At 62.6% G+C, this 11,609-nt stretch carries 11 protein-coding genes and 1 pseudogene; 6 read left to right on the top strand and 6 right to left on the bottom strand.

The window, feature by feature from the left end:
- Positions 1 to 105: 105 nt before the first annotated feature.
- Positions 106 to 1,299, top strand: coding sequence for a benzoate/H(+) symporter BenE family transporter (locus tag DCO48_RS00655; RefSeq protein WP_116548702.1), 1,194 nt, complete (start codon positions 106 to 108; stop codon positions 1,297 to 1,299).
- A gap of 35 nt (positions 1,300 to 1,334) precedes the next feature.
- Here DCO48_RS00655 and DCO48_RS23105 read toward each other — a convergent pair whose 3' ends face one another.
- The 3 genes and pseudogenes from DCO48_RS23105 to DCO48_RS00665 form a co-directional block, all read right to left on the bottom strand.
- Positions 1,335 to 2,216: a methyl-accepting chemotaxis protein gene (locus tag DCO48_RS23105; protein ID WP_371919476.1), complete on the bottom strand. Its 882-nt coding sequence runs from the start codon at positions 2,214 to 2,216 to the stop codon at positions 1,335 to 1,337.
- Positions 2,193 to 3,281: pseudogene (locus tag DCO48_RS23110) on the bottom strand (HAMP domain-containing protein); the annotation flags it as partial. The gene DCO48_RS23105 and the pseudogene DCO48_RS23110, both read right to left, overlap by 24 nt.
- Positions 3,282 to 3,407: 126 nt before the next feature.
- Positions 3,408 to 4,799, bottom strand: a complete 1,392-nt coding sequence (locus tag DCO48_RS00665; protein WP_116548704.1) for a PLP-dependent aminotransferase family protein — start codon at positions 4,797 to 4,799, stop codon at positions 3,408 to 3,410.
- A 114-nt stretch (positions 4,800 to 4,913) separates the two neighbouring features.
- Here DCO48_RS00665 and DCO48_RS00670 point away from each other — a divergent pair, with 114 nt between their 5' ends.
- The gene (locus tag DCO48_RS00670) at positions 4,914 to 6,080 is read left to right on the top strand and encodes an MFS transporter (RefSeq protein ID WP_116548705.1); all 1,167 of its coding nucleotides are present in this window, start codon (positions 4,914 to 4,916) and stop codon (positions 6,078 to 6,080) included.
- On the opposite strand, the gene DCO48_RS00675 is transcribed toward DCO48_RS00670, so the two are convergent.
- The gene (locus DCO48_RS00675) at positions 6,073 to 6,834 is read right to left on the bottom strand and encodes an SDR family oxidoreductase (RefSeq protein WP_116548706.1); all 762 of its coding nucleotides are present in this window, start codon (positions 6,832 to 6,834) and stop codon (positions 6,073 to 6,075) included. The genes DCO48_RS00670 and DCO48_RS00675 overlap by 8 nt on opposite strands.
- Positions 6,835 to 7,064: 230 nt before the next feature.
- Between DCO48_RS00675 and DCO48_RS00680 the strand changes: the two genes are divergently transcribed.
- A complete protein-coding gene (locus DCO48_RS00680; RefSeq protein WP_116548707.1) occupies positions 7,065 to 8,069 on the top strand; it encodes an NADP-dependent oxidoreductase in 1,005 nt (334 codons plus the stop codon).
- Positions 8,070 to 8,104: 35 nt separating this feature from the next.
- On the opposite strand, the gene pyrF is transcribed toward DCO48_RS00680, so the two are convergent.
- Positions 8,105 to 8,806, bottom strand: a complete 702-nt coding sequence (gene pyrF, locus DCO48_RS00685) for an orotidine-5'-phosphate decarboxylase (RefSeq protein ID WP_116548708.1) — start codon at positions 8,804 to 8,806, stop codon at positions 8,105 to 8,107.
- Positions 8,807 to 8,984: 178 nt separating this feature from the next.
- On the opposite strand from pyrF, the gene DCO48_RS00690 reads away from it, so the two are divergent.
- Positions 8,985 to 9,152, top strand: coding sequence for a DUF2897 family protein (locus DCO48_RS00690; RefSeq protein WP_003378661.1), 168 nt, complete (start codon positions 8,985 to 8,987; stop codon positions 9,150 to 9,152).
- A gap of 47 nt (positions 9,153 to 9,199) precedes the next feature.
- On the opposite strand, the gene DCO48_RS00695 is transcribed toward DCO48_RS00690, so the two are convergent.
- Positions 9,200 to 9,529 (bottom strand): helix-hairpin-helix domain-containing protein, encoded by a 330-nt coding sequence (locus tag DCO48_RS00695; protein ID WP_116548709.1) that lies wholly within the window; start codon positions 9,527 to 9,529, stop codon positions 9,200 to 9,202.
- A 168-nt stretch (positions 9,530 to 9,697) separates the two neighbouring features.
- Here DCO48_RS00695 and DCO48_RS00700 point away from each other — a divergent pair, with 168 nt between their 5' ends.
- Complete coding sequence (locus DCO48_RS00700; RefSeq protein WP_116548710.1) at positions 9,698 to 10,504, top strand: metallophosphoesterase; 807 nt, start codon at positions 9,698 to 9,700, stop codon at positions 10,502 to 10,504.
- Between the two features lie 60 nt (positions 10,505 to 10,564).
- Positions 10,565 to 11,602: an acyltransferase gene (locus DCO48_RS00705; RefSeq protein WP_116548711.1), complete on the top strand. Its 1,038-nt coding sequence runs from the start codon at positions 10,565 to 10,567 to the stop codon at positions 11,600 to 11,602.
- Positions 11,603 to 11,609 lie beyond the last annotated feature (7 nt).

Consider the following 11,609-nt stretch of genomic DNA (forward strand, 5'->3'; position numbering starts at 1 on the left):
GTTGGCGACTGTACGGCTAATTGCAATGGTTGCTGTATGGCATATCCGCGAGACTCGCAGGGTAGTCTGCAAAATCTGCTTACACCCGTATAAGGAATACCCTTCATGTCCGATGCCACCTCAACGCACCTGCGTCCGTTGGCCGACACCTCTCCTTCGGCCGTTGTTGCCGGATTCATTGCCATGCTCACCGGCTACACCAGCTCCCTGGTGCTGATGTTCCAGGCCGGCCAGGCCGCCGGGCTGAGCAGTGCGCAGATCTCCTCATGGATCTGGGCGTTGTCGATCGGCATGGCGGTGTGCAGCATCGGTCTGTCGCTGCGTTACCGCACCCCGGTCACCGTGGCCTGGTCGACGCCCGGTGCCGCCCTGCTGATCACCAGCCTGGGTGGTGTGACCTATGGCGAGGCGATTGGCGCCTATATCACCTGCGCCGTGCTGGTGGTGATCTGTGGCCTGACCGGCAGCTTCGAAAAACTGGTCAAGCGCATTCCTGCCTCGCTCGCCTCAGCCCTGCTGGCCGGGATCCTGTTCAAGATCGGCAGCGAAATTTTCGTCGCGGCCCAACACCGCACAACACTGGTGCTGGGGATGTTCTTTGCCTACCTGCTGGTCAAGCGCCTGTCGCCCCGCTACTCGGTGCTGGCGGCGCTGCTGGTGGGCACGGCACTGTCCGCCCTGCTCGGCCTACTCGACTTCAGCGGCTTCACACTGGAACTGGCAACCCCGGTGTGGACCACGCCAAGCTTTTCGTTGGCGGCGACCATCAGTATCGGTATCCCGCTGTTCGTGGTGGCGATGACTTCGCAGAATATGCCAGGTGTCGCGGTGCTACGTGCTGACGGATATCAGGTTCCGGCGTCGCCACTGATCTCGGTGACCGGTTTTGCATCGTTGCTGCTGGCGCCGTTTGGCTCGCACGGGATCAATCTGGCGGCGATCAGCGCCGCCATCTGTACCGGCCCACACGCCCATGAAGACCCGAACAAGCGCTATACCGCGGCGGTCTGGTGCGGGATCTTCTACGGCATTGCCGGCGTATTCGGCGCGACCCTGGCGGCGCTGTTTGCCGCCCTGCCCAAGGAGCTGGTGCTGTCGATTGCGGCATTGGCGCTGTTCGGCTCGATCATGAACGGCCTGAGCGTCGCGATGAACGAAGCGCGCGAGCGTGAAGCGGCGCTGATTACCTTCATGGTGACCGCGTCGGGGTTCACCCTGTTCTCCATTGGTTCGGCGTTCTGGGGGATTGTGGCCGGGGTGCTGACGCTGCTGATTCTGAACTGGCGCAAAACTGCCTGAGGCGCATCATGGGAAGGCAAAGCCTTCCCAATCGCTCACAAGCGAAAATGCCCGACCATGCCCTTCAGCGCATTGCCCAACTGCGCCAGCTCGACACTTGAGCTGGCGTTACCCTGCATCGCCAACGCCGACTGATCGGCACTGCTGCGGATTTGCGTAACGCTGCGGTTGATCTCCTCCGCCACCGAGCTCTGCTGCTCGGCCGCCGCCGCAATCTGCTGGTTCATCTGCTGGATCAATGACACCGCCGCAGCGATGCTGCCCAGCGCACTCTCGGTCTGCAACGCATCGGCCACCGCCAGCTTGACCAGCTCGCCACTGCCCTGGATGGTCGCCACCGAGGCCTGGGCATTGCTGCGTAAACTGCTGACCAAGCGCTCGATTTCCTCGGTCGATTGCTGGGTGCGCCGTGCCAGCGCGCGCACCTCGTCGGCCACCACTGCAAAGCCGCGGCCCTGCTCACCGGCTCGCGCCGCCTCGATCGCCGCGTTGAGCGCCAGCAGGTTGGTCTGCTCGGCCACGCTCTTGATCACCTCAAGCACCGAGCCGATGTTCTGCACCTGTGCACTGAGGCTTTCGATACTCTGGCTGGCCGCCTGCGCCGAACCGGCCAGTTGCTCGATACGTTGCATACTCTGGCGCACCACCTGCTGCCCACTGTCGACCTTGGCATCCGCCGATTGCGCGGCCTGGGCAGCCGCTTCGGCGTTGCGCGCCACGTCATGCACGGTGGCCGTCATCTGGTGCATGGCCGTCGCGACCTGCTCGGTCTCCTCCTTCTGGCTGCTCACTTCACGGTTGGTCTGCTCGGTCACCGCCGACAGCGAATGGGCGTTGCTGGCCAACTGCTCGATCCCGGCCTGCAAGCCGCTGACAATCTCGCTCAAGCCGTTGCCCATCTGCTGCATGGCCTGCATCAGCTGACCCACTTCGTCGTTGCGCGCCACCCCGGGCTCTTCGCGCAGGTCGCCGGCGGCAATCCGCTGGGCACGCTGAATCACCTGGCGCAGCGGGCCGACAATCGCCCGCGTGATCAGCCAGGCCGCCACGATCCCGACCAGCAAGGCCAGCAGCGAGGACACCAGAATCAGCAGCGCATTCTGCTTCAGCTCGGCCTGCATGGCGCCGTCGATATCGGCATTGATCTGCTCGACCCGCGCCGTCACCTGGTCGGCGCGCGCCTTAAGTTGTTCGCACAGTTGCTGCTCACGCGCCAGCAGGTCGGTGTACTCGCCAAGCTTCTCGGCAAAGCTGCCGATATGGGTGGCTACCTCACCCAGCACCGACTGGTAACCGGGGTCTTGGATACTGCCCTTGAGTTGAGCGACCAGCGTCGCCGCCTGTTCGACCTGTTCTATCCGGCCCTGACGGGCATCCTCGGCGCCCTTGCGGTTCTGCTCCAGGCGCAGCCGCGCCTCGTCCATCGCCAGCAGCATCAGCCGGGCCACCTGGGCTACCTGGCCGGACTGCTCGACGAATTCGGCACCCTGCTGCCCCTGGGAGTTCTTGAGTGTGTAGGTGCCATCGTCGGCCAAGCCAGCCTGCAGCACATCGAGGTTGTTGGCGACGCTGGACACCGACCAGCTGGCCATGTCCAGCGCCAGCTCCTTGGCCTGGGTCAGCGCAACGAACTGGTCGAAAGCCTGTCGATAGGCACCCAGGGCCGCACCGACATCGCTGCCGGTCAGTACCGGCAGCACTTCGACCTGGCTGCTCAGCGCCTCGACCCCCTGATGCAGGGCCTCGATTGCCTGGGGGGCGGAGCGCTGGGCGAAGGCTTGTTCCTGCAAACGCACCTTGAGCAGACCGTCGTTGAACGCGGTCATCTGCTTGAGCGCCTCGAAGCGCTGGCCAACGCTGTACAACGCGGCAATGCCGATGGCCGCCACAGCCGCCGTCAGCACCAGCACCAGGGTAAACCCCAGCCCCAGCTTGCGGGCCATGCCCAGGTTGGCAAAACCGCCACTCGTGCCCGATTTCATTACGCGCCCCCCTTAGATGCCCAGCCCGAAGAGTGGCAATCGCGCAGGTCTGTGCACAAGCCTTTGGCGTCGGAATAATGGCAAAAAGCTACGGCCACGTCGTTTTCAGGACACTCGAGGTCGTCGCTACAGGGGGTCTCGGCTAGCGCGGAAAAACTGCTGGGCACGCAGGTCCTGAGCGTAGGCCACATTGATGCGCAGCCAGTCGCTGGCGCTGCCATCGGGATTGAAGGCACTCCCCGGCGACAGCAACACACCGGCCTCCAGCGCCAGCCGGTGCAGCGCCGCGAAGTCGCGCCCTGGGCAGCGCGCCCAGACGAACATGCCACCATACGGCTCGACGAACACCTCCCAACCGCTGGCCTCAAGCAACTGCAAGGCACTGGCCATGTGCTGGGCCAGGCGCACACGCAGGCGCTGTACGCTTTTGCGGTAGACACCGCTGGACAGCAGTTGCGCCACCACCTGTTCGGCAAAGCGCGAGGCGCCAATCCCGGTGACCATCTTCACCTCGGCCAGTCGCGCGATCAACGGCGCATCGGCGAGCAGGTAGCCAACCCGCAACGAACTGCTCAGGGTCTTGGAAAAACTCGCCAGGTAGATGACCCGCTGGTGGTTGTCGAGGGTCGCCAGCCGCGTGGTGCTACCTTGCTGGAAGTCGGCATAGATATCGTCCTCGACAATCCGCAGGTCGTGCTCGCGCGCGAGCTCAAGCAAACGCTGCGCGACCTTCGGTGCCAGGCTGGTGCCGGTCGGGTTCTGGTACATGCTGTTGATGAAGAAGAAGCTCGGCGCATGCTCGCGCAGCAAGCCCTCCAGGACCGCCAGATCCGGCCCCTGCACGGTGCGTGGCACCACCAGCATCTGCACGCCGTGCAAGCGCAACAGGTTGTAGAGGTTGTAGTAGCCCGGGCTCTCCACCAGCACCTTGTCGCCCGGCTTGAGCAGCGTACGCACCAGCAGGTCGAGCGCGTGGCTGGCGCCTTGCGTAGTGAGGATCTGCTCAGGTTGCGCTTGGATGTCCAGCAGGCCCAGGCGCTTGCGAATCTGCAGGCGCAAACTGGCCAGACCGAGGGGCGGGCCATAACTGAACAGGTCCTGCTCGGGGCCGCGGCTGACCTGGCGAATCGCCTGGGCAATCTCGTCGGCCTGGCGCCAGCTGGCGGGCAGCCAGCCACAACCCAGCTTCAACAGCTCGGCATGTGCGTCGCTGAACTGCCGCCAGCGACTGTCGACGCCGTCGTCCCAGGGCGCATCGTCAAGCGTCGGCGGCGAGGCTTTCTGCTCAGCCACGAAGAAACCGACGCCATGTCGTGCCTCCAGCGCGCCCAAGGCCACCAGCCGGTCATAGGCTTCGATCACGCAGGACTGACTGACGCCCTGCGCCTTGGCCAACTGACGGATCGACGGCAGGCGGCTGCCCGGACGCAAACGCTGGGCGCCGATCCAGTGGTGCAGGTTGTCCACCAGTTGCTGCACCAGCGGCATGCTGGCCGTGCGATCAAGGTTCAGGTCCATTGCAGGTGTTCGCTATTTTTGGGTAAACAGTTAATCACAAAAGCATAACGGCTGTGCCTTGTTGCGTGATGGCCTTACGCCGAGAGTGGAGGCCTCATCCACTGGAGTTTTTGCATGGCCGCTCACCGCGCCCCTTACGCCCTGGCCTTCGCCTTGTGCATGATCACCTTTGCCGTCAACCTGCAGGCGCCGCTGTACACCGCTTACGCCGAGCTTGCCGGCGGTGGCGCCACGGCTACGGCCATCGCTTTTTCCGGTTACGTACTGGGTGTGTTGCCGGTGCTGTTGCTGCTTGGTGGGCTTGCCGACCGGGTTGGCCGCCGAGCGCTGATCCTGAGCGCGCTGGGCCTGTCGATCGCCGCCACGTTGCTGATGCTGTTTGCTCCGACACTGGAATCGTTGGGTATCGCCCGCCTGCTGATGGGTGTCGGTACCGCCCTCGCCTCCGCCACCGGCACGGCCTACATGGGCGAACTGATGCATGACGGCGACAACCGCCGCGCGGCCAACTGGGTTACCGCTGCCACTTCACTGGGTTTCGGCCTGGGCGCGGCGACCACCAGCCTGTTCCTGCTCAGCGTGCCAAGCCTGACTCCGGGCAGCTTCCTGCTGCATCTGCTGCTGGCAGCCTTGGCCATGCTGGCGGTCTGGCGCTTGCCGGACACCCGCCCGGCGCAACGCTCGGCCTTGCTGCGCCTGCCCTACTACCCTGCCGGCAGCCTGCCTTACGGGCTGGCGATTCTGTTGGCCTGGGCCTGTGTCGGCCTGGTCATCGCGCTGCTGCCGTCGATCCTCAAACAGCATGAGCTGGCCACCTGGTCAGGCTTTTCGACCTTCTGCGTGATCAGTTGCGGTTTGCTGTTCCAGCCGCTGGCGCGGCGACTGGCGCCGGCGCGGGCCACTGCACTCGGGCTGCTGATTCTGCCGTGCAGCTACGCCGTGCTGGCCTGGGGCGCCGACCATGGCGCCCTGGGCGCCGTGCTACTCGGCGCGGTGGCGGCCAGCAGTGCCTGCTACGGCTTTATCTACCTGGGTGGCCTGTCGGCGGTGAACAGTTTGGCCGGCGCAGAAAAAACCCGCGCAAGCGCGGGCTTCTTCCTGCTGGCCTATCTGGGCTTCAGCCTGCCGGTGATGTTCACCGGCCTGCTGGCAGACCGCCTAGGCGCGAGCACAGCCTTGCTGCTGTTCGGCCTGGCCCTGGTAGCCGGCTGCCTGCTGGTCGGCCTGGCCCTGCTGCGCAGCACACGCTCGCTGGCGACCACCCTGGTCAGCGTCAAATAGCCGTGGCGCCGCCGTCCACAGCCAGCGCCTGCCCAGTGGTGAAGGCCGCGCCATCGCTGCACAGGTACAGCACTGCACTGGCGATTTCCTCAACCGTGCCGATGCGCCCCACCGGGTGCATCGCGGCAGCGAACTCGGCCTTGCGTGGGTCGGCCTCATAGGCACGGCGGAACATATCCGTGTCGATCACCGCCGGGCACACGGCGTTGACCCGGATCTGCTTCTTCGCGTACTCGATGGCCGCCGATTTGGTCAGCCCGATCACTGCATGCTTGGAGGCACTGTAGATGCTCATCTTCGGTGCAGCACCCAGCCCGGCCACCGAGGCGGTGTTGACGATGGCACCGCCGCCCTGGGCCAGCAGTACCGGCAACTGATGCTTCATGCACAGCCAGACACCTTTGACGTTGACGCCCATGATCGCGTCGAACTCGGCTTCACTGCCCTCGGCCAGGCGCCCCTGCTCGATCTCGATGCCGGCATTGTTGAAGGCGTAATCCAAACGCCCGTAGACCTCCAGGGTGCGCGCGATCACGTGCTTGACGTCGGCATCCAGGGTCACGTTGCAGGCGACGAAGATTGCCTCGCCGCCGGCCTCGCGGATCAGGCTGACGGTGGCTTCGCCGCCTGGCGCATCCAGATCCGCCACCACCACCTGCAACCCTGCGCCAGCAAAAGCCAGCGCGGTGGCCCGGCCGATACCGGCGGCACCGCCAGTGACCAGGGCAACCCGTCCAGAAAACTTCATGCTCATCGATAGCTCCCGCAACAAGGTGAGGACAATGGCTGCAGTCTAGTCAGGCAGGCAGCCGCTTGAGCAGCATCATCAGCGAGCCGGTTGCAGCACTATCGGATCGAATGATTATCCGCTCACGCGCTTATCATCGACATGGATTACTGCCTATTCGCCCCAGGGCCGAACCTTGCCGGTTTGCCCTTGAGGGTCTATCAACAAGCTTTGCCCTTCACTTCGAGAGCCTTGCCATGACAGCCAAGACCAACCGCCGCTTCCTCCTCAGCAAACGCCCTGTTGGCGCGGTAACCCGCGACGATTTCACCTTCGAACAGGTCGCCGTCGGCGAGCCGGCCGCCGGCCAGGTGCTGGTGAAGAACCTATACCTGTCGCTGGATCCGGCCATGCGCGGCTGGATGAACGAGGGCAAGTCGTATATTCCACCGGTAGGCCTGGGCCAGGTGATGCGCGCGCTGGGAGTTGGCGAGGTGATCGCCTCGCAGCACCCGGACTACGCAGTCGGCGACCACGTCAATGGCGCGCTGGGCGTGCAGGACTACTACCTGGGCGAACCCCAGGGTTTCTACAAGATCGATCCCACGCTGGTGCCGCTGCCGCGCTACCTGTCGGCATTGGGCATGACCGGCATGACCGCGTACTTCGCCCTGCTCGACGTCGGCCAACCGAAAGCCGGCGACACCGTGGTGATTTCCGGGGCCGCTGGGGCAGTTGGCAGCATTGCCGGGCAAATTGCCAAGCTCAAGGGCTGTCGGGTGGTCGGGATTGCCGGTGGCGCGCAGAAATGTGCCTACCTGCAGGACGAGCTGGGCTTTGACGGGGTGATCGACTACAAGGCCGAGGACGTGCTCGACGGCTTGAAGCGCGAATGCCCGAAAGGCGTCGACGTGTACTTCGACAACGTCGGGGGCGAGATTCTCGACGCCGTGCTGAGCCGGTTGAACTTCAAGGCGCGGGTGGTGATTTGCGGGGCCATCAGCCAGTACAACAACAAGCAGGCGGTCAAAGGGCCGGCGAATTACCTGGCACTACTGGTCAACCGCGCGCGCATGGAAGGTTTTGTGGTCATGGACCATGTGGCCGAGTATGGCAAGGCGGCGCAGGAGATCGCCGGCTGGCTGGCGAGCGGCAAGGTCAAGAGCAAGGAAGATGTGGTCGAGGGGCTGGAAACCTTCCCCGAGACGCTGTTGAAGCTGTTCAGCGGGGAGAACTTTGGCAAGCTGGTGTTGAAGGTCTGAAATGAAAAGGGGCTCTAACCAGAGCCCCATTTCTTTTAGCCGCGGATTTCCGCAACCACCGCTGCCAGCGCCTGTGCCGGATCGGCAGCCTGACTGATCGGGCGACCGATCACCAGATAGTCGGAGCCAGCATCCAGCGCCTGGCGCGGGGTGAGGATGCGGCGCTGATCGTCCTGGGCACTGCCCGCCGGGCGAATACCCGGCGTCACCAGTTGCAGCGACGGATGCGCGGTCTTCAGCGCGGTAGCTTCCAGCGCCGAGCACACCAGGCCGTCCATCCCGGCCTTCTCGGCCAGCGCGGCCAGCCGCAGCACCTGCTCCTGCGGCTCGATATCCAGGCCGATGCCGGCCAGGTCTTCACGCTCCATGCTGGTCAGCACGGTCACACCGATCAGCAGTGGCTGCGGACCGCTGCGTTGGGCCAGTACCTCACGGCATGCCGCCATCATGCGCAGGCCACCGGAGCAATGGACGTTGACCATCCACACGCCCATTTCCGCAGCCGCTTTCACAGCCATTGCGGTGGTGTTGGGGATGTCATGGAATTTCAGATCGAGGAAAACTTCGAAACCCTTGTTGCAGAGAGTTTCGACGATGCCGGACGCACTGCTGGTGAACAGCTCTTTACCGACCTTGACCCGGCACAGCTTGGGGTCCAGCTGATCGGCCAGTTTCAGGGCGGCGTCACGGGTGGGGAAATCCAGGGCGACGATAAGGGGCGTCTGACAGGCGGACATGGGCAGGCTCTCTGGGCAAGTCGAAATCGGCGCGCATTGTAGCCGATGCAGCGTAGCAAGGGGGGCCGATGATCGCGAATTCGCCCTTGGCGGGCACCACTCCTATAATTGAACCAACACCCGATGCGCCGACTCGAAACTTCAAGCGCGACGGTGTTCGCGCGTTAAGGAGAATCACATGCCCTGGTATGCCTGGTTGATATTGCTGGTTGCAATCGGTTCGATTGTTGGTGGGTTGATGATGCTGCGTGATACGGCAAAAAAGTTGCCGTTGACCGAAGAACAGTTGAAGCGTGTCCATGAGCGCAATGCGGAAATGGATGCCAAAGACGCAAAAGACCGTTAAATCATGCGCTATCGAGGGGCAGGCGTGCACACCCGCCCCGGCGTTGCTCAGTTGACCGTCACTTTGCCACGGTTGCGCTCCAGGATCGCTTTACCAATCCCCTTGACCTCCAGCAGTTCGTCGACCGAGGCGAAGTTTCCGTTCGCTTCGCGGTAGGCGACGATGGCTTCGGATTTAGCTTTACCGATACCCGACAGCTCACGCTGCAAGGTGGTGGCGTCGGCATTGTTGATGTCGATCTTGTCGATGCTTTGGTCGGCGCTGATCGCAACAGGCGGCAGTTCGGTTACGGCCGGGGCGCTCGGGACGGCAGCGGCGCTGAGCGTGAAAGTGGCGACGGCAGCGGTCAGCAGCGAGGTAAGGAAGGTGTGGCGCATTGGTGTCACTCCATGGTGTCTTGAGGTTCGAAGGCAGCTTTTCCTTGGCTGCCTTTGAACGCTAGACGCCAGCAGTTCGACCAGCAAACTGCAATCGCCGGGGATTGCTTTCCAAATAATTCAAGGGCTTGCCGCAACCACTGGAGAGCGCCTTCCTATGGCACTTTGATGCTGATAAGCTCGCCGCCCACCGATGCCACTGCCACTGGACCAGGCGAACCCCAGAGCCCCGCCTTGCATATACCCATACAGACCACTTCCTTCCGATCCTTTGCCGCCAACACCAAAGGGCGAGACTTTGCCGTCGGTGACATTCACGGGCATTTCGAGCTGCTTGAAAGAGTGCTGGCACGGATTCATTTCGAGCCAACGGCAGACCGCCTGTTTGTCACAGGCGACGTGATTGATCGCGGCCCTCGCTCCCAGGAACTCCTGGCTTGGCTGGACAAGCCGTGGTTTCACACGATCAGGGGCAATCATGAGCAGATGGTGCTCGATTGCATGGCCGGCGTGGGGGATCCGCCACGGCACGCGCGTAATGGGGGCGCCTGGTTCTATCAGCGTAGTGCACTGGAACAACAGCAAATTGCCGACCGGTTGCTTGAACTGCCCGTCGCCATGCAAATCTCGCTACCCACGGGGGCGAACGTCGGTATTATCCATGCCGAGTCGCCGCACTGGGAAGATGATCTCTGCTGGCACGATGCCGTAGCCCTGCTGGACTCACCTGATCGCGAGCGGAAGCACTCGGCACTGACCCAGGCACTCTACGCCAGGCGCAGAATCAGTACCCATGACGAGCAACCCGTACGGGGGGTACACCGCTTGTATGTCGGACATTCGACCACCCCTCAGGTTCTCCGCCTGGGCAACGTGGTTTACATCGACACTGGATGCTCATTCGCCGACGGCCGGCTGACGGCTATCAACCTCTTTAACGAAGAAGCCTCAGCCAGCCACTTTCCAGAAGAATAATTAATCTGCACCCGACGGAGTTATTCCGTGCTACTTGGAGCCCAACGCACAATGAGACCCTTGAGCGAAAAATGTATAACGTTTTTCGATTTTCTGCGATTCAGCCTGGCCCAGGTGGTCCTGATCGGCCATGGCATCGGGATTTTCTACAGCTACTGGGGTGGGTTCTTCCCCGACCGCATTCCCTATCTGCAACAGATCGCGGTGGTAGGCTTCTTCTTCGTTTCCGGCTTCCTGATCTGCCGTAGCGTCATGGCCAACGTCAAGTACAAGGGCGCCGATGCCACCCGCTACTTTGTCGATCGTTTTGCGCGCATCTATACAACACTGATCCCGGCCTTGCTGTTTGTACTGCTGGTCGACCTGCTGTTTTCCTGTTTTTACCCCGAAGCAGAGTTGCTGGCCTACCTTAGCGTGAAGACCTTCGTATACAACCTGGGCTTGATCCCTTCTATGCCTCTGGGAACCATGCGGCCCATCTGGAGCCTGATGTTCGAGTGGTGGATCTACATTCTGTTCGGCGGCCTGGTGTTCTTCCGCAAGCGTTGGTTCCTTTGCCTGATTTGCATCTGGCTGGGTGCAAAATACACCTTCACGGTTAATGCCAAGGGCGAAGCCGGGCACCTCGAACTGATATGGCTCGCCGGCGCCCTGGGAGCCTTCTGGTTTGATCGCCTGACCCAACGCACTAGCCTCGCCGGCCTGAGCTGGGTCGCGTTCGCGGCGGCAAGCGCCATCTATCTGTACACCAAAAACAGCTATCACCTGGTCGCAGGGCTGTTGCTGACGGTCGGGCTGGTATTGCTGGCAGCCAGGTTAAACCGTGACGAAAAAGCTGTAAGCCCGAAGAAAAAGCAACGCTACGCCGCGCTTGCAGGTTTCAGCTTTACCTTGTTCCTGACCCATTACACCGTACTGTACTGGGCGCAGAAAGCGTTGGGCTCCACCACCACCGGCTTCGTGACATCGATCCTGCTAGCCAATCTTCTGGCATTTGCCCTGGCCTATTGCACCGAGCGACACCACAAAGCCGTTGCCGTATTCCTGCTTGAGCTGGTTCGTCAGCGCCGCTGGCGCTTGAGTCAACCGCACAACTGATACAGGT

It is taken from the genome of Pseudomonas sp. SDI (assembly GCF_003105155.1).
In the GTDB taxonomy this organism is placed as follows: Bacteria; Pseudomonadota; Gammaproteobacteria; order Pseudomonadales; family Pseudomonadaceae; genus Aquipseudomonas.